The sequence below is a fragment of the Jatrophihabitans sp. genome (assembly GCF_046262535.1).
Lineage (GTDB): Bacteria > Actinomycetota > Actinomycetes > Mycobacteriales > Jatrophihabitantaceae > Jatrophihabitans.
The window spans coordinates 14,343-40,829 of record NZ_JBHEMO010000038.1 but is presented as its reverse complement, the minus strand read 5'-3'; the positions used below and the strand labels follow the sequence as shown (position 1 = coordinate 40,829).

The 26,487-nt window shown below is 70.3% G+C and carries 27 protein-coding genes; 16 read left to right on the top strand and 11 right to left on the bottom strand.

What is annotated here, in order from left to right; genetic code table 11:
• Window positions 1-61 precede the first annotated feature (61 nt).
• The 4 genes from ABR571_RS06115 to ABR571_RS06100 are packed head-to-tail and all read left to right on the top strand — an operon-like array spanning window position 62 to window position 4,427.
• Window positions 62-1,519, top strand: coding sequence for an O-antigen ligase family protein (locus tag ABR571_RS06115; protein ID WP_409452301.1), 1,458 nt, complete (start codon window positions 62-64; stop codon window positions 1,517-1,519).
• Window positions 1,516-2,391, top strand: coding sequence for an FkbM family methyltransferase (locus ABR571_RS06110; protein WP_409452300.1), 876 nt, complete (start codon window positions 1,516-1,518; stop codon window positions 2,389-2,391). Before ABR571_RS06115 ends, ABR571_RS06110 begins: the two co-directional genes overlap by 4 nt.
• Window positions 2,388-3,224: an FkbM family methyltransferase gene (locus tag ABR571_RS06105; RefSeq protein ID WP_409452299.1), complete on the top strand. Its 837-nt coding sequence runs from the start codon at window positions 2,388-2,390 to the stop codon at window positions 3,222-3,224. The genes ABR571_RS06110 and ABR571_RS06105 overlap by 4 nt, the downstream gene beginning before the upstream one ends.
• A 3-nt stretch (window positions 3,225-3,227) precedes the next feature.
• Window positions 3,228-4,427, top strand: coding sequence for a glycosyltransferase family 61 protein (locus ABR571_RS06100; RefSeq protein ID WP_409452298.1), 1,200 nt, complete (start codon window positions 3,228-3,230; stop codon window positions 4,425-4,427).
• Window positions 4,428-4,432: 5 nt separating this feature from the next.
• On the opposite strand, the gene ABR571_RS06095 is transcribed toward ABR571_RS06100, so the two are convergent.
• A complete protein-coding gene (locus ABR571_RS06095) occupies window positions 4,433-5,308 on the bottom strand; it encodes an SGNH/GDSL hydrolase family protein (protein WP_409452297.1) in 876 nt (291 codons plus the stop codon).
• 91 nt (window positions 5,309-5,399) lie between these two features.
• Between ABR571_RS06095 and ABR571_RS06090 the strand changes: the two genes are divergently transcribed.
• A complete protein-coding gene (locus ABR571_RS06090; RefSeq protein ID WP_409452296.1) occupies window positions 5,400-5,990 on the top strand; it encodes a serine O-acetyltransferase in 591 nt (196 codons plus the stop codon).
• 11 nt (window positions 5,991-6,001) lie between these two features.
• Here the strand turns inward: ABR571_RS06090 and ABR571_RS06085 are convergent, their stop codons facing one another.
• A complete protein-coding gene (locus tag ABR571_RS06085) occupies window positions 6,002-6,658 on the bottom strand; it encodes a CatB-related O-acetyltransferase (protein WP_409452295.1) in 657 nt (218 codons plus the stop codon).
• A gap of 149 nt (window positions 6,659-6,807) precedes the next feature.
• On the opposite strand from ABR571_RS06085, the gene ABR571_RS06080 reads away from it, so the two are divergent.
• Genes ABR571_RS06080 through ABR571_RS06060 form a run of 5 tightly spaced genes read left to right on the top strand, consistent with a single transcriptional unit; the run spans window position 6,808 to window position 11,326 of the window.
• Window positions 6,808-7,056, top strand: coding sequence for a phosphopantetheine-binding protein (locus ABR571_RS06080; RefSeq protein WP_409452294.1), 249 nt, complete (start codon window positions 6,808-6,810; stop codon window positions 7,054-7,056).
• A complete protein-coding gene (locus ABR571_RS06075; RefSeq protein ID WP_409452293.1) occupies window positions 7,053-8,402 on the top strand; it encodes a class I adenylate-forming enzyme family protein in 1,350 nt (449 codons plus the stop codon). Before ABR571_RS06080 ends, ABR571_RS06075 begins: the two co-directional genes overlap by 4 nt.
• A 2-nt stretch (window positions 8,403-8,404) precedes the next feature.
• Window positions 8,405-9,157, top strand: coding sequence for an SDR family NAD(P)-dependent oxidoreductase (locus ABR571_RS06070; protein WP_409452292.1), 753 nt, complete (start codon window positions 8,405-8,407; stop codon window positions 9,155-9,157).
• An 18-nt stretch (window positions 9,158-9,175) separates the two neighbouring features.
• Complete coding sequence (locus ABR571_RS06065) at window positions 9,176-10,540, top strand: lipopolysaccharide biosynthesis protein (protein ID WP_409452291.1); 1,365 nt, start codon at window positions 9,176-9,178, stop codon at window positions 10,538-10,540.
• A gap of 21 nt (window positions 10,541-10,561) precedes the next feature.
• Window positions 10,562-11,326, top strand: coding sequence for a class I SAM-dependent methyltransferase (locus ABR571_RS06060; RefSeq protein WP_409452290.1), 765 nt, complete (start codon window positions 10,562-10,564; stop codon window positions 11,324-11,326).
• Here the strand turns inward: ABR571_RS06060 and ABR571_RS06055 are convergent.
• The 7 genes from ABR571_RS06055 to ABR571_RS06025 all read right to left on the bottom strand — a co-directional run bounded on the left by ABR571_RS06055 (window position 11,220) and on the right by ABR571_RS06025 (window position 18,583).
• Complete coding sequence (locus ABR571_RS06055) at window positions 11,220-12,212, bottom strand: class I SAM-dependent methyltransferase (RefSeq protein ID WP_409452289.1); 993 nt, start codon at window positions 12,210-12,212, stop codon at window positions 11,220-11,222. The genes ABR571_RS06060 and ABR571_RS06055 overlap by 107 nt on opposite strands.
• A complete protein-coding gene (locus tag ABR571_RS06050) occupies window positions 12,209-12,946 on the bottom strand; it encodes an FkbM family methyltransferase (RefSeq protein ID WP_409452288.1) in 738 nt (245 codons plus the stop codon). Before ABR571_RS06050 ends, ABR571_RS06055 begins: the two co-directional genes overlap by 4 nt.
• Before the next feature lie 37 nt (window positions 12,947-12,983).
• On the bottom strand, window positions 12,984-13,727 hold the full coding sequence (locus ABR571_RS06045; protein ID WP_409452287.1) for a hypothetical protein: 744 nt from the start codon (window positions 13,725-13,727) through the stop codon (window positions 12,984-12,986).
• Complete coding sequence (locus tag ABR571_RS06040) at window positions 13,720-14,808, bottom strand: glycosyltransferase family 4 protein (RefSeq protein ID WP_409452286.1); 1,089 nt, start codon at window positions 14,806-14,808, stop codon at window positions 13,720-13,722. The genes ABR571_RS06045 and ABR571_RS06040 overlap by 8 nt, the downstream gene beginning before the upstream one ends.
• 78 nt (window positions 14,809-14,886) lie before the next feature.
• Complete coding sequence (locus ABR571_RS06035) at window positions 14,887-16,413, bottom strand: sugar transferase (protein ID WP_409452285.1); 1,527 nt, start codon at window positions 16,411-16,413, stop codon at window positions 14,887-14,889.
• Window positions 16,410-17,681, bottom strand: a complete 1,272-nt coding sequence (locus tag ABR571_RS06030) for a glycosyltransferase family 4 protein (protein ID WP_409452284.1) — start codon at window positions 17,679-17,681, stop codon at window positions 16,410-16,412. The genes ABR571_RS06035 and ABR571_RS06030 overlap by 4 nt, the downstream gene beginning before the upstream one ends.
• 116 nt (window positions 17,682-17,797) lie before the next feature.
• Entirely contained in the window at window positions 17,798-18,583 is a 786-nt protein-coding gene (locus ABR571_RS06025) for an FkbM family methyltransferase (RefSeq protein ID WP_409452283.1), read from the bottom strand.
• Between the two features lie 55 nt (window positions 18,584-18,638).
• Between ABR571_RS06025 and ABR571_RS06020 the strand changes: the two genes are divergently transcribed.
• The gene (locus tag ABR571_RS06020; protein ID WP_409452282.1) at window positions 18,639-19,220 is read left to right on the top strand and encodes a serine O-acetyltransferase; all 582 of its coding nucleotides are present in this window, start codon (window positions 18,639-18,641) and stop codon (window positions 19,218-19,220) included.
• Here the strand turns inward: ABR571_RS06020 and ABR571_RS06015 are convergent.
• Both ABR571_RS06015 and ABR571_RS06010 read right to left on the bottom strand, forming a co-directional pair.
• Window positions 19,213-20,235, bottom strand: a complete 1,023-nt coding sequence (locus ABR571_RS06015; protein WP_409452281.1) for an aspartate-semialdehyde dehydrogenase — start codon at window positions 20,233-20,235, stop codon at window positions 19,213-19,215. The genes ABR571_RS06020 and ABR571_RS06015 overlap by 8 nt on opposite strands.
• Window positions 20,232-21,500: an aspartate kinase gene (locus tag ABR571_RS06010; RefSeq protein ID WP_409452280.1), complete on the bottom strand. Its 1,269-nt coding sequence runs from the start codon at window positions 21,498-21,500 to the stop codon at window positions 20,232-20,234. Before ABR571_RS06010 ends, ABR571_RS06015 begins: the two co-directional genes overlap by 4 nt.
• Before the next feature lie 142 nt (window positions 21,501-21,642).
• Between ABR571_RS06010 and ABR571_RS06005 the strand changes: the two genes are divergently transcribed.
• From ABR571_RS06005 to ABR571_RS05985, 5 genes are read left to right on the top strand one after another with little or no spacing between them, the layout of a single operon-like run.
• Window positions 21,643-22,509, top strand: coding sequence for a class I SAM-dependent methyltransferase (locus ABR571_RS06005; RefSeq protein ID WP_409452279.1), 867 nt, complete (start codon window positions 21,643-21,645; stop codon window positions 22,507-22,509).
• Window positions 22,499-23,623, top strand: a complete 1,125-nt coding sequence (locus ABR571_RS06000; protein ID WP_409452278.1) for a glycosyltransferase family 4 protein — start codon at window positions 22,499-22,501, stop codon at window positions 23,621-23,623. Before ABR571_RS06005 ends, ABR571_RS06000 begins: the two co-directional genes overlap by 11 nt.
• On the top strand, window positions 23,617-24,720 hold the full coding sequence (locus tag ABR571_RS05995; protein ID WP_409452277.1) for a glycosyltransferase: 1,104 nt from the start codon (window positions 23,617-23,619) through the stop codon (window positions 24,718-24,720). The genes ABR571_RS06000 and ABR571_RS05995 overlap by 7 nt, the downstream gene beginning before the upstream one ends.
• A 43-nt stretch (window positions 24,721-24,763) precedes the next feature.
• A complete protein-coding gene (gene galE, locus ABR571_RS05990) occupies window positions 24,764-25,801 on the top strand; it encodes a UDP-glucose 4-epimerase GalE (protein ID WP_409452276.1) in 1,038 nt (345 codons plus the stop codon).
• The gene (locus ABR571_RS05985) at window positions 25,798-26,487 is read left to right on the top strand and encodes an FkbM family methyltransferase (protein ID WP_409452275.1); all 690 of its coding nucleotides are present in this window, start codon (window positions 25,798-25,800) and stop codon (window positions 26,485-26,487) included. Before galE ends, ABR571_RS05985 begins: the two co-directional genes overlap by 4 nt.

Here is a 26,487-nt window from a genome sequence, read left to right as displayed (position 1 = left end):
CAATGCGTATCCTCTGACAACACGGCCGATCCGAGGGCCGCCGGCCGACTTCGGGAACCACATGATCAAGCGCGCGCGGGGCAACGCCAGTGTGGTGGTCCTGCTCGCCGTCATGTGCCTCGTCGAGGCCTTCGCGCTCCAGGCGCGGACGCTCGGAGTCGTCCTGATCGGCATCGCGTGCGGCCTGGCGTTGATCGTCCTCGCGGCCCGGGCCGACATGCGGCGGGTCGCGTTGGGCGCGGCCTACCTGTGTGCCTTCACGCTCACCTGGAACGGCTGGTTCGTGGGGCCGGTCCGGCCCGGCGACGTCCTCGTGCTCATCACCTTGCTGTGTTTCGCGATCGCCGCGCCCGCGACCTCATTCCGCACGCCGCCGTGGTGGGTGAAGCAGCTGGTGTTCGTGCTGCTGCTCGGTGCCCTGCTGTTCGTGATGTTCCCGCCGAGCCCGGACTACCTCGTGCACCGCCAGCACCTGAGCGCGGGTGGCCAGCTGATCGCGGTCAAGCCGTTCGGTTTGCAGCTGACGAACATCGGCATCGCCGTCAAGTTCATCATCGCCGTCGCGGCGATCCCGATGGCGTTCACGGCGGCGGCACTGGTCGAGCGCCGAGCGGTGCACCGCCTCGGCATCGCGTTCGCGGCCGGAGCCGCGCTCTCCGGGCTGGCGGCGTTCATCGACCACCTGGGGATCGCGTCGGTGGGCGAGATTCTCACCGGGCTGCCGAACATCGACACCCGCCAGGTCGGCTTCGCCGACCACCCCAATTTCCTCGCCGCGGGCCTCGTCCTGGCCATCCCGTTCGCCTGCTGGATGCTCGTTTCCCACGTCAGGTGGGAACAGCGGGTCGGTCTCATCTGCCTGCTCAGCATGCTGGGCGGCGTGTTCGCCAGCGGGTCACGCGGGGGCGCGGTCTGCTCGGTCGGCGCGTTGTTCCTGGCGCTGCTGCTGCTGCCCCGTACGCGCCCCCACATGCCGACCATCGTGCTCGGCGCACTCACCTTCGTCACAGTCATCGCCGCCGTGGTGCCCTCCTTCGGCCACCGGATCCTGCACGTCACCCGGTTGTCGGGGGACGCGGCGGCGGCCACGGCGGGAAGCGACGAGGTCCGATCGATCGTCGGCGCACAGGGCATGCGCGACTTCTACTATTCGCCGTTCCACGGCATCGGGCTGCAAGCCTCGACCGACGCGTCGCAGGTCTACATCCAGGAACTGGCTTCCGGCGGCCTGGTGCTGTTCCTCGGCATGTCCCTGTACATGATCGGCGCCGCGTGGGCCGCGTTCCGCTTCATCCCCCAGAACTCGCTGGCGGCGGCAATTCTCGCGTCGGTCGGCGCCACCCTCGCGCTCAACCTGTTCGAGGCCGACCTCACCGACCGCTTCTACTACGTCCCGGAGGCGATCCTGATCGCGATGTTGACGGTGCACAAGCAAGACACCCAGGTAGCCGACGGGGACTCCGTGCCGCCCGGCCGCCTGCACCTTCCGCGCCTGATCCGGGCGGAATCGTCCCGGTGACCGTAGCCGACCGGCTGGACGCGGTCCGGCACGAGGGCAAGCGCGTCGTCCAGACCACACGCACCTTCGCCAACTGGCGCCCCCTGCTCGGGCAGATGACCGCCCAACGGTTCGGGCGCGGACCTGACGAACTCACGTTCCGGGTCAAAGGCGGTCCGACGCTGAGCAGCCCGAACGTGCCCGGTGCGCGGCTGCCGCTCTACGAGCAGTTCGCCGACGACTGTTACCGGCTGGGCGAGCTGCTGGCGCCGTTGCAGGGGCGCCCGCTGCAGGTGCTCGACGTCGGCGCGCACATCGGCTCGTTCGCCGTCCACGTCGCGACCGTGCATCCCCGGGCGCGCATCGAGTGCTACGAGCCCTCGCCGTCCAGTGCGCGTTTCCTGCAGCGCAATGTCGACCAGAACGGTCTCGGTGGGCGCATCTCCGTGCACGAGGCAGCCTTGGCCGACAAGCGCGGGATGGCGCTGCTCGACGACAACGACGGCGGTTCGGTGCACAACGGGCTGATGCAGGCCGACCACCGCCTCGTCGCCGGCCAGGACGCGCTCGACCGCCGGCACGCCATCGAGGTTCCGACCACCACCTTCGACGACGCCGTGGCGGCCGCGCCGGCACCGCCCGACGTCGTCAAGATGGATTGCGAGGGCGGCGAGTACGCCCTGGTCTACGCGTCGTCGGATGCGAGCTGGGCGAGCGTCCGGCGCATCGTGATGGAGTATCACCCGGTCAAGGGCGAGTCCTGGGACGAGCTCCGCGGTTGGTTCGAACGTCTCGGCCTTCGGGTGACCCGGCACGAGTCGGACTCGCCCGGTCTCGGCACCGCCTGGCTCGCCCGCCCCGATTCCGACAGCTCGAGAGGAACGACCGCATGAACGAGGCCGTCAAGGCACGGCTCTACTGGACCCGTCGTTTGGTCCAGACGCCGCGGACGTTCACGAACTGGGCGCCGATCCTGCGCGACATGGCGCTCGGCCGGGCCGGTCGGGGACCGGAGACGCTGAGCTTCCAGACGCGCTCCGGGCTGCGGATCGACACGCCGAACCGGCCGGGGGCTCGCGTTCCGGTGTACGAGATCTTCGCCGACGACAGCTACCGCTTCGAGTGGTTCCTCGGCCCCCTCCTGCGCCGCCCGATCCGGGTGCTCGACGTCGGCGGCCACGTCGGCACGTTCTCCTGCCGCCTGGCTCAACTGCACCCGCAGGCGGCCATCACAGCCTTCGAACCGTCCGCCACCACCGCGGACTACCTGCGCCGCAACGTCGAGCAGAACGGCGTCGCCGACCGGGTCACCGTCGTCCAACGCGCGCTCGCCGCCAACACCGGTCACGCCGTCTTCGACGACAACGGCGCGGGCAGCGGCCTCAACGGCCTGGTCGCCACCGGGAACAACTCCGGCACCGGCGTGGCCACCGAGGTCGAGACCGTCGCGTTCGACGACGCCATCGCGTCGGCCGGTGGGCCGGTCCACGTGGTGAAGATCGACTGCGAGGGCGGCGAATACGACCTCGTTCTCGGCTCGTCGCCGGCCAGCTGGTCGACCGTCCAACGCGTGGTCATCGAGCACCATCCGGTGACCGGTCACTCGTGGCCGGAACTGCGCGAGTACTTCGCCGGCGTCGGCCTGCAGGAGCAGGAGGAGGACTTCGTCGGCCTGCACGGCTGCGTTTGGCTCTCCCGCGATCCGCTGCCGCGCTTCGCTGCCTGACGCATGGTCCGGCTCCCCCCACGGTTACGCCCGCTCTTCCCGTACCTCAAGCCGGCGTACGTGCGGGGCACCCGGTTGGTCGCGCCGACGAGCCAGTGGCTCAGCCGCCGGCGCGACGGCTACCTGCCGACCGGTTGGGTGCACTCGCTCGAGGACGCGGCGAGCTCGTCCGGCGGCCGGAGCTGGGTCGCGCGTCCGGCCGAGGTGCTCACCCGCCCCACCATGCAGGGGGTGCCGCCCGGCCTAGAGCTGACCGACGACACCGACGGCGAGCACGTCGACCGGCTGGCCGTCGCCGAACTGCCGGGCGGACGCGTCCTCGGACCGCACCGCGCCGTGATCACCGGACGCGGCGACCTGGTTCACGAGGTCAGCCGGTACTTCGGTACCACTCGCCCGCGCGAGCATCCGTTGTTCCTCAACCCACTGGTCGGCCCGCCGCTCGAGGTGGACGGGCGGCTCGGCGTGCTGGCCACGCGCGGCGACGGGAACTACTACCACTTCGTCTTCGATGCGCTGTCGCGCGTCGGCGCTGTCGAGCAGTGCCCGGACGTCGCGCCACCCGACCGCTGGTACGTCCCGGCCACCACCCGGTTCCAGCGCGAGCTGCTCGCGATGATGGGCCTGGACGAGAGCCGGGTGATCGACGCCGACCGGCACCCGCACGTGCGGGCCGAGTGTCTCGTCGTGGCCGGGGCGCCCGCGATGAACGAGAAGAACCCACCGTGGGTGGTGGAGTTCCTGCGCCGACGGCTGCTCGACCAGGTCGACGTGGGCCGCGAGCGGCGGCGGATCTACATCACCCGCGGAGCGGCGCTGAACAACCGGGCCGTCCTGGACGAGGCCGGGGTGATCGCGTTCCTCGAGGCCCGCGGCTTCACCGCGATCGATCCAGGCGCGATATCGGTGGCCGAGCAGATCCGGGCCTTCGCCGAGGCGTCGCTCATCGTCGCGCCGCACGGGGCGGCGCTGACCAACATCATGTTCGCGAGCAGCGGCGCGGCGGTGATCGAGCTGTTCCCGGCCGGGACCCTGCTCCCCGACTTCTGGCGGATGGCCACGGGCGTACCGGGCCTGCGCTACCGGTACCTGTCCGGCCCCCGCACGGCGGCGCGCGCGTCGCGCGGCGCGGCGATCGTCAGCGACATCACCGTCGATCTGCCGGCGCTCGGCCGGTTGATCGACGAGCTAGCCGGCGAGTAACCGCGTCAGCCCGCCTTCTCGGTGGCCTTCCGCGGACCGGGTTCGGCTGCCTTCCGGCCGATCGAGCGCGGACGGCTCGCGACCCGCAGATGATCCTGGGTGTCGGCCCACTGCATGATCTCGACGGCCAGCTCGGTACCGATGACCCGGTGGATGGCCGGCGAGTAGTGGAAGCCGTCGGGCGTCGCGGCGTCGAGGTCACCGCCGACGTGCTCGTCGACGATCGGCTTGATCTTCTTGTAACGGACGTTCGGGTTGTCCAACCGGGTGACGAGACCGGAGATCGCCTCGTTCATCACCTCGATGCGGGCGGCCATGCCCGGGAACCAGCTCTGGTACCGCTTGGCCGGCGGCAGCAGCTCGAACAGGAAGACCAGCGGGCTGTGCAGTTCCTCGATGTGTTCGATGAGCGCCTCGAGGTCGGCGACGACCCGGCGGGGACGGGACCGTCGCAGGGTCGGGTCGAGGGCGATGTCGGCCTTGGCCTGCAGCTTGGCCAGGAACATCCAGACCGGGCGCAGCACGTACTTGCGGTAGGCGTCGCGGACCGGTCGCGAGCGCTTCTTCAGGCTGTTGGCGTGCCGCTCGAGCCACCACGGCAGGAAGAGGTGGACGGTCTCGTAGTGGCCGTAGACGAGGATGACGACGTCCGGCGAGAAGCCGATCACCTCGTCCTCCCAGTGCAGGAGGGTGCTCTTCGTCCGCTCGGAGGGGACGGAGTGCGTGCGGATCTCGATCGGCCGGCCGGCCTTGAGCAACTGCTCCTCGATGACGCGGGGGAAGGTGAAATCGGTCCGCGGGCCATTCATCGGCGACGACCAACCGACCGTCGACGCGCCCTTCACCAGGACGCGGATCGGAAGGGGCAGCGGGTCGGGCATGGACGGGTCCTCCGGGGGATGAAACGCGTCGGTCGGACGGGCGGGCCGCGCGGGGAAGAGTATCAGCGGGAGCGTGGCCTAATCTGTCCGCGTGACAACGTCGGATCCGGTCGCCGCCCACACCTTCTCCGAACTCGTGTTCTCCGACATGGCCCGCTACCGGCCCGGCGAGAAGGCGAGTTGGCTGCGGGTGATCGCCCGGCTGCCGACGCTGCCGGGCATGATCGCGTCGGTCATCCTGCGAGCGCAGCAATGCCTCTACCGGTCGGGGCGGGTGCGCCTCGCCACGGTCCTGCGCACGGTGAGCACGGTCGTCCTCAGCGCTGACTTCGGCCCCGGCATGACCGTCGGAACCGGGCTCATGATGCCGCACCCGATCGGCGTGAACATCGGCTACGGGCTCGTCATCGGTGACAACGTCACCTTCGCGGCCGGCGTGACGGCCGCGGCTCGCTATTACGACCGGACCGGCGAGCAGGACTTCGCCACGATCTGCGACGGCGCGATCATCGGGGCCCACGCGGTGCTGGTCGGCGGAGTCCGGATCGGGGTGAACGCGATGGTCGGGGCGAATTCGGTCGTGCTCTCCGACGTGCCCGACAACGCAGTCGTCATGGGCGTGCCCGCTCGGCGGATCGGCACGCGCGACACCGACGCGGACACCGAGGCCGCCGCGTCCTGATCAACCGATCGTCAGGCGTCGCGCCGGGCCGGGTCGTGCCGCTCGATGAAGCCCTGCACGTCCGGCGAGTCGATCTCGGCCCGGTGCGCCAGAACCTTCTCGCGGGGCCAGTCCCACCACCGGATGCGCAGCAGCGCGGCCCGGGTGTCCTCGTCGAAGCGCCATTTGATGTGCTTCGCCGGATTGCCGCCGACGATCTCGTAGGGTTCGACGTCGCGGGTCACCACCGCACGAGGCGCGATGATCGCGCCGTCGCCGATGGTGACACCGGACATGATCAACGCTTCGAAGGTCACCAGGACGTCGCTGCCGATGACGACCGGACCGTCGTCGTGCAAGGCGCCCTCGGGCCACACCCAACGGTTACCGTCGAAGTGGACGTGCACCGCGCTGACCCAGTCGGAGCGGTGCAGCCCACCGTGGAAGATGATCGCGGTGGGCGCCAGGGCTGTGTAGCTGCCGATGCGCACCGCGGACCCGTCCGAGTCGCTGTACTGCACCAGCCGCATCTCCGGGCTGACCGTCTCGTCGGCGATCAGGCGGCGGCGAGGGTCGCCGGGGAAGTTCGCCTCCACCCCGAACACCCATTGCCGGACCTGGCGCTGCAGCGCATCTCGGGCCCGCAGCCGGGCGGCGATGATCCGCTCTCCCACCCCACCGTCGGTCATGGTCGCTCACTTTAGGCAAGCCGGTCGGGTGACGCGAACCGCATCATGATCAGGCCGATCCGGCGCGCCGCTGCGGGCGGGGTGGGATAACCTTCGATGCCTCCGGACGCTCCCGGCCGGACCAACTTTCCCGGAAGGTACCAGGACGTATGGCCAGTGCCGACGCGGACGTTCTCGCGACGATCTCGACGTTCCTGCAGCGTGTCGAGAAGCCGACCGAACTCGACCCCAGCACTCCGCTGTACGCCGACGGGATCGGCCTGGACTCGCTCGAGACCGCCGAACTCTCGGCCATGCTCGAGGACGAACTGGGCACTGACCCGTTCGGGGCCGGTGAGATGCCGCAGACGGTCGGCGACATCCTGGCCTTCTACGCCTCCGCCGTCCCGCAGGCTTGATCGAGCTGCTGCAGCGGGCGGCCGAGGCCGGGCCGGACCGCCCCGCTGTCGTCACCGACGAGTACGAGCTGCCCTACGGCGAGCTCTACCTCCGCGCCCGGGCCGTCGCCGCCGCGCTGGTCGCGGCCGAGGTGTCCCGCTTCGCCGTCCTCGACACCGACGCCGCGATGGTCACCGCCTTGCTGGGCGGCGCGTCGTTGGCCGGCGCCGAGGCGTGCCAGTACCCGCCGACCGACGACGCGGCCGAACTCGCCGGTCTGGCCGAGCGCTTCGGCCACGACGTGCTCGTCACCAGGCGCACGGATCTCGACCTGCCGGGGCGGCTGCTGCATCCGGCCGGCCTGCTGGCCGCCGACGGATCGGCGGCGCCGGCTTCCCCGCCCACCGAGCGTCCGTTGCTGGTGCTGACCACCGGGACCACGGGTACCCCGCGCGGTGTGCGGCACGACTGGAACCGGCTGCTGCGCAGCACGAAGCGCATCCCGCCGACGCCGCAGCAGCGGTGGTTGCTCGCCTACGGCCTGCACCAGTTCGCCGGCCTGCAGATCCTGTTGCACGTCTTCGCGGCCGGAGCCACCCTCGTGGCGCCGGCACCGCGCCGGCCGCGCGAAGGGCTGGCGGCGATGCGCGCGCACGGCGTCGGCTTCGCCAGCGCGACACCGACGTACTGGCGCTTCCTGCTTGCCGAGCTGCGCGCCGACGGCGGCCCGGTCCCGCCGTTGCAGCAGATCACCCTCGGCGGCGAGGCCATTCCCGGCCCGCTGCTGGACGAGATCCGCCAGACGTTCCCGGACGCGAAGATCTCGCAGGTCTACGCCGCGAGCGAGTTCGGTTCGAGCGGCTCGGTCCGCGACGGCCGCAGCGGCCTTTCCCTGGACGTGTTGTCCCGCGGAGATGATGCCGACGTCGCGATGAAGATCGTCGACGGACAGTTGTGGGTCCGGTCGCGGACGGGGATGCTCGGCTATTACGGCGATCCACCGACCGATCCCGACGCCTGGCGGCCGACCGGCGACCTCGTGGACATCGTCGACGACCGCATCGTGTTCCGGGGCCGGACCTCCGAGGTGATCAACGTGGGCGGAGTCAAGGTTCACCCCCTGCCCATCGAGGAGCGCGTCGCGGCCGTGCCCGGCGTCGACATGGCCCGCGTCTACGGCCGGCCGAATGCCATGACCGGTGCGATCGTCGCGGTCGAGGTCGTCGCTGCTCCCGACGCGGACCGGGCCACCATCGACCAGGCGATCCGTGAGGCCTGCGCGGATCTCCCGCCGGCGTCGCGTCCGCGCAGCATCAAGTTCGTCGATTCGGTCACTATGGCCGGTAACAAGATCGTCAGGAGATGACAGTGAGCGAACCGACCGCGTCCGACCCCCGGGTCGTCGTGATCACCGGCGGCAGCCGCGGTCTCGGCGCCGGGATCGTGCAGTCGTTCCTCGACGCCGGTGACCGCGTCGCGACCTGCGCCCGCACCACCACGCCGCAGACCGACGCCTGGTCGAAGGACGACGCGGTCGCCGACCGGTTCCTGTTCACGCCGGCCGACCTGTCCCGGTCCGATCACGCGGCGACGTTCGTCAAGGACGTGATCGACCGATGGGGACGGATCGACGTCCTGGTGAACAACGCCGGCGTCGCCCGCGACGGCATCCTCGCGCTCGTACCCGACGAGGACATCGACACCGTCGTCGACCTGAATCTCAAGGGGACGATCTACATGACCCGCCTGGTGAGCCGCCGGATGCTCGCCCGCGGCGCCGGAAGCATCGTGAACATCTCTTCCATCGTCGGCCGGTCGGGCTACCGGGGCCTTGGTGTCTACAGCGCGACCAAGGCCGCGCTCGACGGCTTCACCCGCGCGATGGCCCGCGAACTCGGCTCCCGCGGCATCACCGTGAACGGCGTCGCGCCGGGGTACCTGCGCACCGAGATGAGCCACGGACTCGACGAGGATCAGCTCGGGCAGATCGTGCGACGCACGCCCGCCGGCCGGCTCGGCGAGCCCGAGGACGTCGCCCGGGCGATCCGGTTCCTGACCGATCCGGCGAACAGCTACCTCACCGGGCACATCCTCGTCATCGACGGCGGGCTCACGTGCTGATCCGGCGCTGAGGTTGCCATGAACGCCGTCGCCCGCAGCGCGCTCGCGCGGATCGCGTCATTCGTCCCGACCGCGCTAGCGACCCTGCTGACGAGCCGCCTCGTGATCGAGCACTACGGCGTCGTGGCGTTCGACAGCTTCGCCCTGATCCTGGCGCTGATCAACCTCATCCCGTTGAACAACCTGGGCGTCGGCGCCTCGGTGACCGCCGCCTACGCCCAGCGCGACGCCGATCCCGATCACGTTCACCGGACCGTGCTGACCGCCTCCCGGGTGCTGGCCATCTCCACCATCGGCACGGCCGCGGCATCGGCGCTGCTCGGCGTCTTGCACCTCTGGCCGGACCTGCTCGGCGACGCATCGGGGCCGAACTTCTGGTGCGCCGTGGCGATGGTGTTCTACGCCCTCACCTTCCTGCCCGGGCTGGGCCAGAGCGTCCTGCTCGGCGTGCACCGCAACCACATCACGATCCTGGTCCAGGCGTTCTTCAACCCGCTCGTGGCCGTGCTCGTCGGCGCCGCCATCCTCGCGGGCGTATCGGCCGGGGGGATCCTCGTCGTGCCCTGCGTGGCGCTGATCATCATCCACGGGATCACCGCCTGGGCGGCGGCGAGATCGGTGGCGTTGTCCTGGTGGTCGGTGATGCGCGAGCTGCCCAACCGCCGGCGGCATCCCGGCACCTCCATCCGTTCCATGTCAGGGCCGGTCCTGATCATCACGCTGGCGACGCCGATCGCGCTGCAGAGCGACCGGATCGTCCTCAGCCACGTGTCGAGCACTCAGGCGGTGGCTGACTACTCCATCGCGTTCCAGATCTTCGCGCCCGCCCTGGTGCTGATCGCGGCGTCCGCACAGCCCCTGTGGCCGATCTACACGCAGGCCCGCAGCGAGGGCAAGCGTGGCCCGAGTGTGGTGCGCATGATCAGCATGTTCTGCGGGATCGGTGCGGTCGTCGGCGCGGTGCTGGCCCTGATCGCGAATCCGATGGCGTCGTTGATCGGCGGCCATCACGTGCATGTCAGCCCGTTGCTCGCGTTCTCCGGTGCGCTGGCCGTCGTGACCGCGGCGGCCTCGTACCCGGTGGCGATGAGCCTGATGGATCCCATCGGGGTGCGCTTCGTCGTGTGGTGCACCGCGATCGCCCTCCCGCTCAACATCGGTCTTTCGGTCGTGCTGGGCAAGGGACTCGGCGCACCCGGCCCGTTGCTGGCTTCCTGCATCGTCGGCATCCTCGTGCAGGCGGTGCCCGGACTGGTCTACAGCCGCGACCGGCAGACGGCCGGCCGCCATCGCCGATCGCGCTACGGCCCGAGCCCGATGGCTTCGGCGTCGGCCGTCGCCACGCTGCCGCCGCCGGTCGTCCTCGAGCAACTGGCCGACTGACGGACCGGTAACCTTCCCGCCGTGAACCCTCGCTTGCGCGCTGTCGTACGTGTCGCCGTCCGCACCGTCAACACGCCGATCGCCAAGGCGCGCACCACCCGCGCGCTGGCGAAGGCGCCGCGGCCGTTGAAGATCGAGATCGGCGGCCTGCAGAAACGTCCGGGTTGGGTCGTGACCAACGTCAACGCGGTGACGCGCAACTTCCTCGACGCGACGACGCGCTGGCCGCTCGAGGACGGCTCGGTGTCCCACATCTATGCCGACAACGTCATAGAGCACATCACACTCGACGCCGGTCGGGCGATGCTCGCCGAGGCGCACCGTTGCCTGCGCCCGGGGGGCATGATCCGGCTGGTGACGCCCGACATCCGCGGCCACGTCGAGCTGTACCTGTCCGGCGCCCAGGCGGTCGATTCGTCCGTGGGGCGCCGCTACCGCGACGCCGGGCTCGTGGTCGAGCACCCGATCGATCTGGTCCGCATTCCCATCGGGTCCTTCGGCCACCACACCGGATACGTCTACGACTTCGACACCCTCGAGTCCGAGCTGAAGCGCGCCGGTTTCCACTCGGTCGCGCGGCTCGACCTCGGCGAGAGCGAGCAGCCCGAGTTCAAGGGCCTCGACCAGCGCGGCGAGGCCGGCGACTCACAGATCGCCGTCGAGGCGGTGCGCTCAGCGCTCAGCGGGTTCGGCGCAACCAGAGCGACGACGGCGGGTTGGGGTCGGCGGCGACCGGCACGTAGTCGGCGAAGCGGTCGACGAGGAAGCTCTCATCGGCGTGCCTGAGCATCGGCGTGGACAGCAGGATCTCGAAGGCGGAGTTGAAGGCCAGGAACGTCTGCACGACCATCGCCTCGTTCCAGTACACCGGCCACCGCTCGCCGAACAGCCACGTGTCGGCCGGGTAGGGGACGTTGTACGGGAACGGGACGTCGTGGATGTGCACGAACACGCCCGGCTTGATCTTCGGCAGCACCTCGAGGAACAGGTACGCGACGTCGCTGTCGATCTTCAGTGCATGCGACGAGTCGATGAAGAGCACGTCGCCGTCGTCGAGTTCCTCGAACCGCGACACGGGGACGTCCTGGACGAAGCCTTGGATGAGGTCCAAGCCGGACAGCTCGATCAGGGCCGGGAACGGATAGGGCTCCACGCAGGTGATGTGCAGTGGCCGGTCGTCGTCGGCGTTGCGGGTGCCGGCCAGGGTCGCGTAGTAGGTCGACAGCCCGGAGCCGATCTCGAGGTAGCGGGCCGGCTTGTTCTCGCGCAGCATGTAGTACAGCGTGCGGGCGTCGAAGGGCGGGTAGCCCGGCCCGAACCCGGCCTCCTGGTTGGCGCGGTAGTTGCCGGCGAACGCGCGGAAGTCGGCCTCCCACCGTCGCGTGAGGTCGGTCATGCGGGATTTCATCGCGTCGATGTCCACGTCCAGCCCGGCCAAGGCGCTCGGGCGGTCCCACCGTGCTCGCGTCTGCTCGATCTCCTCCAGCACCGGCAGGGTCGAGTAGTAGTCGCCGCGCTTGACGATGTTGAACCCGAGGAGGGCGAAGATGCGCCGGACGAGGCGGACGCGGGCCCGGCGGGCGGCGAACACGAGGCCGTCGAGCCAGCGCACAAGCGGGGTCGGCAACGTGTCCTGGGCCAGTCGTTTCGCGCTGCGGGTCAGGGTTGTCATGCTGCCTCCCGGAAGAAGACGCCGTCGGCCTGCAGCAGGCGCCCGGTCGCCGGCTCGACGAAGCCCGGTTCGAACATCCACAGCGCGAAGCCGCGCGCACCGAGGTAGGAGATGAGCTCCGGCATGAGGACCTGCCCACCGTAGAGGGGGACCAGCGACATCTCGGTCCGCACCGCGGCGAAGCGGGACAGCGTCGCCTGGGCGCCGTCGAGGACGGCCTGCTCGTAGCCCTGCACGTCGATCTTCAGCAGTGTCGACTCCGGCGTGATCGCATGGGCGGCGACCAGCTCGTCGACCGTCGTCGCGGCGACATCCTCGGTGCCGACGTAGGTGGAGCCAGGGGCGGCGTCGGTGTGCCGGTCGAGGATGGGCAGCGGCGACGACGACACCGAGTTGGCCGCGACGTTCATCGTCAACGTGCCGATCGTGCGGCCGACCGCGCTGCGCTGCACCGTCCAGCCGGGATCGGCAGCCGCATGCCGGCTGAGCTCGTCGAAGGCACTCTGCAACGGTTCCAGCGACACGATGCGGCCGGCGAACCCGGCCCGTCGCAACGCCGCGCCGAACTGTCCGGTGTTGGCGCCGATGTCGAGCGCGGTGTCGACGCCGTGGACATGCAACGAGCGGACGAACCGGCGCTTGAACGTTTCCCGAGTGACGTCGAAGCCCGCCCGGTGCACGAAGATCTTGGCGCCGTGCACGACACGGTGCACCAGCGATACCTCGGAAGTCATCGGCCGCAGCCTAGCGGCACCACTGATCGAGCTTCGCTCATCCCAAGCAGACGGCACGGCCGTATGCGCCGGACGTGGTCTCGGTGTTGGTGCGCTTGCCGTCGACGGTGACCGAGCAGGTGATCGGTGCCCCGCTGCCGTCGGTCTGCACGAAGATCGCGGCGAGGTAGCCGCGGCCGACCGCCTGCTGCTGGTTGGTCCAGTGGGTCTGGTGCTTCACGGCGCCGTAGGGCGCGCCCAGCCCGGTCGGGACGAGGTAGCCCAGGACGGGAATCGTTCGCGACGACCGCACGTCCAGCACCACGTGGTGCAGCCCCGGACCGTGCAGGTGATTGAGCGGGTTGTCCGGGAACTGCTCGCGCAGCGCGGCGACCGGATCGGTCACGAGGCCGCCCGCCGCGCTCGTGCGGGTACTGCTGCCCTTGGCCTTGGACGGCGACGGCGAGGCCAGGGCGGTGTCGGTGGAGCCGCTCGCTCCGGCCTGCGGCGGCGCGACCGACGGCGACTTCGACGACCCGGACAGGAAGCCGCTGGCGAGCAGTCCGATGAGGATGACCGCGGCGCACGCCAGGGCGATCAGCGTCCACCGTCCGCGTGACGTACGCAGCCACCGGTTCAGCTTGCGCGCGGTCCGGCGCGGGCCGCGCACGCGCCGACGGGTGGGCGGGCCGCCGGGGGTAGGACGGGAGTAGGCGGCCGCGCGCTCGGGGGCGATCAGTGGCGTCCGGCTCGGCACCGGTGCCGGCCGCCGTTCCCCGTGCTTGGACCGGTGGTCAGCCATGGCTGGCCCCCGGCGTGGGTGTCCGGACCGGCCAGCGCATCGCGACCTGCTCGGTCAGGTTCTGCGCCCACAGCGTCGGGCTGAATCGCGACGCGAGCTTCTGGCTGCCCGCCGACATCGCCATTAACCGCTCGAGCGGCAGGGCATGGACCCGCCCCATCCCGTCGGCCAGCGAGCGGACGTTGCCGGTCGCGACCGTCCAGCCGTTGAAGCCGTCCTGCAAGAGGTAGGGCGTCGCACCCACCGAGTCGGTGCAGAGCAGCACCTGGCCGGACAGCGCCGCCTCGTGCACCACCACGCCGAAGAAGTCCATGAACGAGGGCAGCACTAGGCAGGTGGTCTCGTGCATCAGCTTGGCGAGCTCGGCCGGCTGGAGGAAACCGTGCATCCGGACGCCGGGCAGGTCGGCGAGTTGCGCGGCCATCTCGCCCGCGCCGACGATGTCGAGGTCCCACGGGTCGGGCGTCTCCGCGCGGTACAGCTGGTACGCGTCGCGCAGGACGGTGACGCCCTTGTAGGGCATCAGCCGGCCCGTGAACAGGAACCGGCGGGCGGTCCCGAGCTCGTCCGGGGAGCGCGGGCCCTGATCGAAGATGTCGACGTCGGCGGAGTTGGTGCCGCGGATGACCTGGTCGGCCCGGAAACCGAGCCGCCGGGCGAACCACTCCGACCGGTCGCCCGGGACGAACACCGCGTCGTACAGCGGCCGGAGGTACACCCGGTGCGTCGCCCGGCCCAGCCACTGCTTCGCCCGGCTCTCCCAGATGTTGCTCGACAGCAGGATGCGCAGCGCGCGGCCGCGCATGTGGGCCATCACCTTGCGGTACACCGGCCGCTGCCAGGACACCATGATGATCGCGTCAGGGGCGAACGCCTCCACCCGCTTGATCAGCTCGTCGGCATCGGGTTCGGTCTGCCAGATCCACGCCTCGCCGTATTCGCGGAACGAGTGCGCATCGAACGCGGCGTTCTCGTACGCCTCGGGAAACACGTTGAGGATCTCGTTGCCCTGGTCGTGCAGGGCGCGCAGGCACGCGTCCTGGTATCCGGTCATCCCGAACTGCAGGAAGACGAACCTCATCTTGTGGGCCCCTCTATGTGGACTGGCGCGCGACCGGTTCGCGAGCGAGATGCCGGGTACGACCGCACCGACTGCGGGTCAGTACGCTCCGCGCCGGCGAAGCACGGCCCATACAGTACGTGCGATGATCGCAAAATCGAATCCGAGCGACCAGTTCTCGACGTAATAGAGATCGAGGCGGACCGATTCCTCCCAAGACAGGTCGGAACGTCCGCTGACCTGCCACAGCCCGGTCAGCCCGGGCTTTACCAGCAGCCGCCGGCCGACCTCGCCCTGGTAGCGCTCGACCTCCTCCGGCAGCGGCGGACGGGGGCCGACGAGCGACATCGAGCCGTTGAGCACGTTGATCAGCTGGGGCAGCTCGTCGAGCGAGAACTGACGCAGCAGCCGTCCCACCCGGGTGACGCGCGGATCCTGGCGCATCTTGAACAGCAGGCTGTCGCCCAGCTCGTTGAACTCCAGCAGGTCGGCGCGGCGGACGTCGGCGTCGCGGTACATGGAGCGGAACTTGTAGACGGTGAAGTGGCGGTTGCCCTGGCCGACGCGGGTGCTGCGGTAGATGATCGGCCCGCGGCTCGTCAGGCCGACCGCGAGGGCGAGAACCAGTAGCACCGGGGCGGCGAGGGTGAGCGCCACGATCGCGCCGATGATGTCCACGGCCCGTTTCACGATGCGGCGGGTGCCGGTGAACTGGGGCTGGTCGACCCACATCAGCGGCAGGCCGTCGACCGGGCTTACGTACACCCGCGGGCCCGCGACCTCGGTCAGCCCGGGGGCCATGACCATGTTGCGCCGGGTGCCTTCGAGCGCCCACCCCAGTTGCCGGATGCGTCGCGGCCCCAGGCCGCTGCCGGCTACGGCGACGACGTCGACGTCCAAGGCCTCGGCGAGTTCGGCGGCATTGGCGACGTCGCCGACGACGGGGACGCCGGGGGCGACCTCGTCCCCTTCGACGGCGTCCTCGACGCACGCGCCGACGACGATCAGCCCGGCCTCCGGAGTACGCCGCGCAATGTCGGCCAGGTGCTGCACCGACTCGCTCGTCCCCACCGCGAGGATCGTGCTGGACCACTGGCCCGCCCGGCGCCGGCGGTAGACCGCCTTGCGCAGCAGGAACCGGGTCCCCAACATCAGTACGGCGCCGACCGGGATCACGATCGCGACGAAGGTCCGTCCGACCAGCACGTCGCTCATGTAACAGATGACCGCGACGGAACCGGCGAGCGCGGCGCCGGCGCGGATCACACCCTGGTACTCGCGGGTGCCCGTCGTGATCCGGCGGATCTCGTAGCTGCCCTGCACGGAGAGGCTGATCAGCCAGGCCACCGCGACGACCAGACTGCCCATGAGGTAGGCGCGGGCGTCGGCGGCCGACTCGAAGCCGACCCGGGCGCCGAACCCGGCCGCTGAAGCCAGCAGCGCGCACAGCACGTCGGCGGCGACCAACCGGCCGATGACCGTGGCGGCCCAGTCGGTCCGGGTCGCCGGCAGCGCGGCCGGCCGGGCAACGGCCGGTGCCCGGTGCGGTGTCCGCGGGATCGGGATGCTCGTGAAGGTGACGGAGCCACCGTCGCCCTCGTCAATGCTGGGGGCGAGTCGCGTCACGCAACACGCTCCTTGGCGGGCGCCTCCGACGGCGCGGATGCCGGCGCCTTCACGCCCGGCACACCCCGCACTGCGTCCACGAAGATCCGCTCGAACCGGTCCCCGATGGTTGAGATGTCGAACCGCTCGTCGGCGAGTTTGCGCGCCTGGACGCCGATCTCGGCCAGCCGGTCGCGCCCGGCGGCGATGGTCGCGGCCAGCCATTCGGCGGCGCGGTGGGCGCCGATGACCGTCGGCTCGTCGGCGAACCCGCCCGCGCGACAGACGTCGGCCGCCGCCGGGTTGCCGTCCGGGACGAGCGCGATGATCGGCCGGCCGGCGGCCAGGTAGCTCAGGACCTTGCTCGGCACCGAAAACGCCGCCGCGTCGGGCTCGAGCAGCGCGATCACGGCATCGGCGCTGGACAGGACCTCGGCGAAGCGGTCGGCCGGCTGGTACCCGAGGATGCGGACATCCGGGCGGTCTCCGGCCGCGGCGGCCAGCTCGTCCGCGCCCACGCCTTCCGAGCAGACGATCAGCGACGCGTCGACGCCCCGCGCCCGGGCGGCGTCGAGCAGTTCGAGCAGCAGCAGCGGGTTGTGCTTGCGGCCGAGCGTGCCCGCGTACAGCAGCCGCACCGACTTGGTCGGCAGGTTCTGCTCAGCGGCCCACGCGTTGTCGCGGGCAACGGGGACGAGGGTGTCGAGCGGCGCCCAGTTCGGGATCACGTCGACGTAGTCGGTCCGCAAGCCCCAACGCTCGTACTGGGCGACGAACGCGTCGCCGATCGCGACGACCCGGCGGGCGCTCAGCAGCTGCTTGCGCTCGAGCCCCTGGACCCAGCGCCGCAGTGGCGCACCGGCCACGGCCGGCAACTTACGATCGATTTCGGCCGACACGCCGAAGCTGTACAGGTCCTGGTGCCAGAACACCCACGGCTGGTTGCGCCGGTCGAAGTAGCGGCGCATGCTCGCCAGCGCGAAGAGCGGGACGTTGCAGGCGACGACGACGTCGAACTCCTGGCGGTCGAGGCGCTCCTGCCACGAGCGCGCGTAGCTGAGCTCGAAGCGCATCCGCGCCGTCGCGTCGTACTTGTTGATCGGCGCGTCGGCGGCGACGCCCTCGATGCGCAGCGTGCGGGGATCGGCTGCGCCGACGTCCAGGTTCCCGCGGCCGGTCACGTACTGGGTGCTGTACTCGTGCAGAACGCTGTGCCCGCGGCCGGCCAAGTGCCGAGACAGCTGCACCTGGAACGGGTGCCCGCTGTAGTCGTGGACGTTGATCCGCATGAAGGTACCAACGAGTACGGTGCCGTGAGGTTGCGAATCCGTGCCGTTTTGCTGCCGAGTGGTTTGGGAACCCCCTCGCCCGGGGTATCACCCACTGTTCGGCCGGCCGCCGTGGGTCAGCCGGATACTTCGACGAGCTCGGAGCGGACGAACAAGCCGTCGCACTGCAGCATCCGTCCGGTGCGGGGATCACCGAAGCCTGCGTCCAGACAATACAGCGCAAACCCGGCATCCCGGAGCCGCCCGGTCAGCTGGTCGTAGAGCTGCTGGCCCTCGTAGAGGGGGACGAACGACAGCTCGAGGGAGATCGCGGCGAACCGGTTCAGCAGGCCGCCGGCCCCGTCCAGCACCGGCGCTTCATAGCCCTGGGTGTCGATCTTGAGCAGGGTGCGGGCCGGATCGATGTTTCTGCTGCTGACCAACTCGGCCACCGTCGTCAGCGGCACCGTCTCCGCGGCCACGAATTCCGACCCCGGTGCGGCGTCGGCGTGCGCGCTGGTCATCGGCAGCAGCGAGGACGAGTAGGAGTTCGCCGAGACGTTGATCTCGATCGAGCCGACGCTGTCACCGACCGCCGTCCGGACGCTTTCCCACCGCGGGTCGCGCGACGATCGTTGCTGGAGGTGCTCGAACGCATCCGAGAGCGGTTCGCAGGACACGATGTCTCCGCTATAGCCGCTGGAACGCAGCGCCGTGGCGTACTGCCCGATGTTGGCGCCGACGTCCAGCACCGTCGTCGCCTTCAGCCACGCCAAGGTCGTGGCGACGCGGACGGGGTACGGGTCGTTGACCAAGTCCAACCCGCGCCTGTGCAGCAGCGAGCGCAGGGCGAGCTTCGCGTATTCGCGGGGGCGCTCGGCCACCCGGCCGAGGGCGCCGGGCAACGCCGGACGATCGTGCATCGCCGCAGCCTAGCGAGTGCCCGACGGCGCAAGGCCGCCAGCTAAAGTCGCCCGCGTGAGTCGACCACGCCCGTCGGACGAGTTGTCGTTGCTGAAGCTCGTCCGCGCCGACATCGAGGCAACCACGCACCCGAACTTCCGGCGCTACTCGACGGGGCGGTTCTGGCGACGGGCCTTCTTCAAGCTGCTGTTCAGCCCGAACGTGCGCGTGGTGATCACCTATCGCGTCGGACACTGGCTGGCCCAGCACGGCCTGCTCCCGGTGGCGCTGATCCTGCGCACGCACGGGATCCGCAAGTCGGGCGCCGAGCTGAACCCACTGGCCAAGATCGGTCCGGGCCTCTATCTGGCGCACTCCGTCGGGGTCGGCGTGGGCGCCTACGTCGAGATCGGCGCGAACTGCACCCTGCACCTCGGCAGCGTGATCGGCCCGCAGACGCACGGCGGCGGCGGCCCGCAGCGCACGGTCATCGGCGACGACGTGTTCATCGGCACCCACGCGGTCGTGGTCGGCGGGGTGACGATCGGCGACGGCGCCGTGATCGGCGCGAACGCGGTCGTGATGCGCGACGTGGAGCCCTACACGGTCGTCTCGGCCTCGCCGGCCCGCACCGTCGGGCAGCGGTCGGTCAGCTGACCAGCAACTCCGCGATCTGCACCGCGTTCAGGGCGGCACCCTTGCGCAGGTTGTCGTTGCTGACGAACAGCGCGAGCCCACGGTCACCCGGCACGCCGGGATCCTGGCGGACGCGGCCCACGTAGGACGGATCGCGGCCGGCGGCTTCCAGCGGCGTCGGCACGTCGCTGAGCTCGACGCCCGGCGCCGCGGTCAGCAGCTCGAGGGCCCGCGCCACCGGCAACGGCCCGGCGAACTCGGCGTTGATGGACAACGAGTGGCCGGTGAACACCGGAACGCGCACGCAGGTGCCGGACACCAGGAGGTCGGGGATGGCGAGGATCTTGCGCGACTCGTTGCGCAGCTTCTTCTCCTCGTCGGTCTCGAACTCCCCGTCGTCGACGATCGATCCGGCGAGCGGCAGCACGTTGAACGCGATGGGCCGGGCGAACTTGTGCGGCTCCGGAAACGCGACCGCCGAGCCGTCGTGAGTGAGGCCGGCCGCGACGTCGGCGACCTTGCGGACCTGGGTGTCCAGTTCGTCGACGCCGGCTAGCCCGGCGCCGGACACCGCTTGGTAGGTCGACACGATCAACCGCGTCAGCCCGGCCTCGTCGTGCAACGGCTTGAGCACCGGCATCGCAGCCATCGTCGTGCAGTTGGGGTTGGCGATGATCCCTTTCGGGGCGTTGCGCACCTCGCCGCCGTTGACCTCGGCCACCACGAGGGGGACGTCGGGGTCCATCCGCCAGGCCGACGAGTTGTCGATCACCACCGCACCTGCGGCGGCGAACTTCGGGGCGAGCTCCTTGGAGGTGGACCCGCCGGCCGAGAACAACGCGACGTCGAGGCCGGACGGATCGGCGGTGGCCGCGTCCTCGATCCGGACGTCGACACCCTCCCAGGACAACGTGGCGCCGGCCGAGCGCGCCGACGCGAAGAACCGGATCTCGTCCACCGGGAAAGCGCGCTCGGCCAACAGACGGCGCATCACGGTGCCGACCTGACCGGTGGCCCCGACCACTCCGACTCTCATCGTCCGGTACCTCCGTAAACGACGGCCTGCTCGTCGTCGCTGCCCAGTTCGAACGCGTCATGGACGGCGCGGACCGCGGTGTCGAGATCGGTGTCGCGGCAGACGACGGAGATGCGGATCTCCGAGGTCGAGATCATCTCGACGTTGATGCCGGCCTCGGCCAGCGCCGAGAAGAACCGGGCCGAGACGCCGGGGTGCGAGCGCATGCCCGCACCGATCAGCGAGAGCTTGCCGACGTGATCGTCGTAGAGCAGGTCGCTGAAGCCGATCCGCTCCTGGATCCGCTTCAGCGCGGCCAGCGCGGTGGGGCCGTCGGTCGCCGGCAAGGTGAAGGAGACGTCGGTGCGCCCCGTCCCCCCGGTCGAGATGTTCTGCACGATCATGTCGATGTTGATCTCGGCCGCGGCGAGTTCGGTGAAGATGGCCGCCGCTTCGCCCGGCTTGTCGGGAACGTTCACGACGGTCACCTTGACCTCGCTGCGGTCATGCGCGACTCCGCTGATGATCGCCTGTTCCACGGGGAGCTCCTCGATCGATCCTTGGACGGTGGTGCCGGGGTGGCCGGAGAACGACGACCGCACGTGGATCGGCACGCCGTAGCGGCGGCCGTACTCGACGCTGCGCAGATGAAGGATCTTGGCGCCGCAGGCGGCCAGCTCGAGCATCTCTTCGTAGGTGACCGAGTCGAGACGGCGTGCGTTCGACACGATTCGCGGATCGGCGGTGAAGACGCCGTCGACGTCGGTGTAGATCTCGCAGACGGACGCGTTCAGCGCTGCGGCCAGCGCCACCGCCGTGGTGTCGGAACCGCCCCGGCCCAACGTGGTGATGTTCATGGTCTCTTTCGAGAACCCCTGGAAGCCGGCCACGATGGCGATGTTGCCCTCGGCCACCGAACTCTCGATCCGGCCCGGCGTGATGTCGACGATGCGCGCCTTGCCGTGGACCGCCGTGGTCAGCACCCCGGCCTGGGAACCGGTGAACGACTCCGCCTTGTACCCGAGCGAGTTGATGGCCATCGCCAGCAGCGCCATCGAGATGCGCTCGCCCGCGGTGAGCAACATGTCGAATTCGCGCCCGGTCGGCACGGGGACGATCCGCTCGGCCAGGTCGATCAGCTCGTCGGTGGTGTCACCCATGGCCGACACGACGACGACCACGTCGTGGCCGGCCTTCTTGGTCGCGACGATGCGCTCGGCGACGCGCTTGATGCGTTCGGCGTCCGCGACCGACGAGCCACCATACTTCTGGACGACGAGCGTCACGGAAAACCTTCCTCAACCGGACCGGCGGACCTCCCCAGGATACTGGGCGGCCGGACCGGCTTTCCCCACAGCGCGGCGCCCTCGGCGGAATGTAAAGTCTGGCCGGAGATCTTGCCGGGTTGCGGTGAAGGGACTGATGCGGGTGCACGCTGACTCACGGGGTTCCGCAGCCGGTTACGCCGCCGAGCCGACCGATATGGCCCGCCTGCAAGAGGCCATCCACGGCGCCGACTTCGACTACGACGCCGGGTCTCCGCACCTGAGTCACCCGCAGTTGCGGTCGGCAATCCTCGGCGAGATCCGCGCGCTCGTCGCCGCCCAGTTCAAGGCGTCGGGCCGCTGCCGGGTGCTCGAGGTCGGTGCCGGGCACGGGGCCTTCACCGACCACGTCCTGGCCATGGGCGCCGAGGTCACCGTCACCGAGATGAGCCGCCCCAGCCTGGACATGCTCCAGTCGCGTTACGCGCACAACTCGCAGGCCGTCCTGCTGTTCGATCCGGACGGTCAGCAGGCCTTCGCCCGCGAGGATCGTTTCGATCTCGTCCTCTGCGTCTCCGTGCTGCACCACATTCCCGACTACGAGACGTTCGTCCACCGCGTCACCGGCTTGATCGAGGAGGGCGGCGCCTTCGCCTCGTTCCAGGACCCGAGCTGGTACCCCCGGCGCTCGCCGGGGAGCGTCAGGCTCGACCGGCTCATGTACCTGGCGTGGCGCATCTCCAAGGGCCAGAATGTCGGGCGCGGCATCGCCACCCAGCTGCGCCGGTTCCGCGGAGTGCTCGACGAGAGCAACCCGTCCGACATGGTGGAGTACCACCTGATGCGCAACGGCGTCGACGAACAAGCGCTGGTCGGCGTCCTGGAACCGCGGTTCGACGACGTGCGGCTGTGGGAGTACTTCTCGACCCAGGGTCGGTGGATGCAGCAGCTGGGCGCCCGGGTGCGCAGCCCACAGACGTTCGGGATCATCGCCACGAGGCGCCGCTCCGGCGGGGCCGATGGCCCGTAGCCGGGGCACCGACGACGGCTCCCCGTCCGTCGTGGTGGTCGGCCCGTTGCCGCCCCCGATCCATGGCGCCGCGAGGGTGACCGCGCACATGGTCGAGCAGTTGCGGCAGGCGGGCGCGCAGGTCGTCGCCGTCGACACGAGCGGGGCGGCCGACGCCGGCCCGCTGCGCTATCACCTGGCTCGCATCCGCAGCCACGCCGCGGCCGCGCGGGTCGCCTGGCGCGAGCGCCATCGGGCCGCGTCCTACTACATCGCCGGCGCCGGCGGACTCGGCCTCTGGTACCAGGCGGTGCTCGTCCTGATCGCCCGCGCGGTGGGTCACCGCGTGGTGTTCCACCACCACTCCTATACCTACCTGGTCCAGGCGAACGTCGCGGTCCGATTGATGGTCCGGTCCGGCGGCCGCCGTATGGAACACGTCGCCCTGTGCAACGGCATGGCGCGCACGCTGAAGGACCGCTACCCGGCCGTGCGCTCCGTGCACGTGTGCTCGAACGCGTGGCTCTACGACCCGCTCGACTCGCCCGCGCCGAGGCCCGGCGCGGAGGACGGCATCGTCCTGGGGCATCTCGGCAACCTGAGTGAGGAGAAGGGCCTCAGCGACGTCTTCGCGACGCTGCGCCGGCTCCGGTCCGACGGCGTGCCGGTCCGGCTGTTGCTGGGCGGACCGGTGGGCGACGCCGACGCCGGGCAGCAGCTCGAGGCGGCGCGCGCCGAGTTCGGTGAGGCGGTCGAGCACCTGGGCCCGATCCGGCCCGACGACGTCGAGGCCTTCTACCGGAGGGTGGACGTCTTCGTCTTCCCGAGCCGCAACGAGGCGGAGCCGCTGGTCGTCCTCGAGGCCAGCCGGTGCGGAGTGCCCACGGTCGCCTTCAGCATCGGGTGTATGCCCTCGTTGGTCCCTGACGCGGACTGGCTGGTCAACCTGGCGGGCGACTTCCCCGAAGCGGCCGCGCGGGTCGTGCGGCGGCTGCGCGACGCCGAGGACCGCGAGGCGTGCCGGCAGTCGGTCCTCGGCCACTTCGCGCACCGCCACCAGGTGGCTGGCGCGGCCCAGCGCCGGCTGCGCGACGACCTGCAGACCCCGCGTGCACCGGCGGCAGCGGCATGCTGACCCTCATCGTCGAACCGAGCCCGGGCGGTCACCGGTTCCAGGCGGTCGCGGGGGTTGCGGCGCTCGCCTCGCGCACCGGCGACGTCGCCCTCCTGACCTCGGTGGGCGCCCAGGAGCGCGACGAGTTCCGGGTTCATCTGTCCGGCCTGGACGTCGAGGTCAGCGAACAGTTCCGCGACACCATCCCGGAAGCTGCGGAGATGGCGAGCCGCATCGCCGACTTCTGCCGCGCGCGCCGAGTGGACACCGTCGTCGTGATGGACGGCGACATCGCGCTCAAGACATGGTGGTGGACGGCGGCCCGGCAGTTCCGGCGGCTCTCGCCCCGCCCGCGGATCGTCTATTTCCTCACCCGCTACCCGGCCCGGTTGGACTGGTCGGACTTCGGCCACTGGCCGATGCGGATCGCCAAGGCCGTGCTGGTCGTCCTCGCCCACTCCACCCGCACGATCCACCGGGCGGTCGGCTTCGCGAGCCGCGACAACATGGCGGTCGGCTGGGTGGTCAAGCGGGCCCGCGACCCGGCGCTGTGCTCGGCCCATGCGCGCGACCGCGACCGGCTCCGCGCCGAACTGGAACTGCCGCCCGATCGCCGGCTGGTAGGGATCTTCGGAGCCATCAACATCCGCAAGAACCCGAAGCTCGTCCTGGAATCGGTCATCACCAGCGGCCTGGACGCCGGCCTCCTCATCGCCGGCGGGGTCGACGCAGAGACGCGGCAGTGGCTCGACAACCTCGCGCCCGACCAGCGCGCACGGGTGATCGTCGCCGACGGGTTCCTGCCCGACGAAGTGCTCGACCGCTACATCGCCGCCGCGGATGTCGTCGTGCTGGTCATGAACCTGGAAGGCCCGAGCGGCATCCAGGGCAAGGCCCTGGCTGCCGGTGTCCCGGTCGTGACCGGGGGGTCGCGGACGCGCGAACGGGAGCTCGTCGCCACGCGCAGCGGCGTCGCCGTCGAAGTGACGGTCGAGGGCATCGCCGAGGGCTTGCGGCGGGTACTCGTCGAGGGTGCGGGTTCGAAGATGGCCGAGATCCCGCTCCCGACTCAGGAGACGTTCGCGGCCACGATCCTGGGTGTGCCGGCACCGCGATGACGACCCGGACACCAACTGCGACCCGTCCAGATAGGGTGCCTCGGTGCGGGTGCTGGTGACGGGCGGGGCCGGATACATCGGCTCGCACACCGTCGTGCATCTTGTCGCCGCCGGGCACGAGCCGGTGATCGTCGACAACTTCGGCAATTCCAAGCCCGCTGTGATCAACCGGCTCGAGAAGCTCACCGGCGCCCCGATCGACGTCCACGCCTTCGACCTGCGCGACGCCGCCCTGGTCGGCGCCCTCTTCGAATCCGACCGCTTCGACGCGGTGATCCATTTCGCCGGGTTGAAGGCCGTCGCCGAGAGCGTCGCGCACCCCTTGAGCTACTACGACAACAACCTCGCCAGCACGGTGACGCTGGTACGCGCCATGAGCCGGCACCGCGTTCCTGTCCTGGTGTTCTCGTCGTCGGCGACGGTCTACGGCGCCGACGTGGCCAACCCGGCGACGGAGGACGCGCCCACGTCGGCTGCGAACCCGTACGGCTGGACGAAGGTGATGATCGAGCAGATCCTGCGTGACGTGGCCGCGAGCGAGCCCCGTTTCGCGGTCGCGCTGCTGCGCTACTTCAACCCGGCCGGGGCGCATCCGTCCGGTGACATCGGTGAGGATCCACTGGCCCCGCCGGCCAACCTCGTTCCCCGGATCGCTCAGCTCGCGGCCGGTCACTTCGAGACGCTGCCGGTGTTCGGCACGGACTATCCCACTGCCGACGGCACCTGCGTGCGCGACTTCGTCCACGTCGAGGATCTCGCGGCCGGCCACGTCGCCGCCCTCGACCACCTCGCGCGCGCCGGGTCCGGCGTGCACACGTGGAACCTCGGGACGGGCACCGGCACCACGGTCCTGCAGATGGTGGCCGCGTTCTCCCGCGCAGTCGGGCACGCGCTCCCGTGGGAACCACGGCCGCGACGTCCCGGAGACGTCGCGGCGTCCTACGCCGACGTCTCCCGGGCGCGGCACGAGCTGGGCTGGTCGGCGACCCGCTCCGTCGACGAGATGTGCGCCGACGCCTGGCGGTGGCAGTCCCAGAACCCGGCCGGTTATCCGGACACCGAGCAGGAAGACGACGCATGATCAAGATTCGGTCCACCGCTCGCCGGGTCCTTCGGCACCCGATCACCGGTCAGGTCACGGCGCTCAAGCTGCCGATGCAGTCCACCGACGACCTGCGCCGGCTCGGCAACGTGTACGGCGGCGCCTGGGTGCCCACGGCCGAGCTCGAGCCCGGCGGCGTCTGCTACTCGGTCGGCGTCGGGCAGGACATCACGTTCGACCTCGAGCTCATCGAGCGCTACGGCATGCGCGTGTGGGGTTTCGACCCGACGCCGCGCGTCATCGACTGGATCGCCACGCAGGACCTGCCCGCCGAGTACACGTTCCTGCCCTACGGGATCTGGGACAACGACGACGTCGTGAAGTTCTACGTCCCCGAGAACCCCGACCACGTCTCGCACTCCATCGACAACATCCAGGAGACCGACCAGTACATCACCGGCGAGGTCAAGCGGCTGGGTACGGCGATGAAGGAACTCGGGCACACCAAGATCGATCTGCTGAAGATGAACATCGAGGGGGCCGAGGGGGCCGTCGTCGACGATGCGCTCGCGGCTCGCATCCCGATCCGGGTGCTGTCGGTCGTGTTCGAACAGAACGAGTCGCCCCGCAAGCTGCGGGCCCGGATCCGCCGCGTCCTCGATGCCGGGTACGTCCTGCGCCACGTCGAGGGTTGGCACTACACGTTTGTCTCGGAGGTCCGCTGA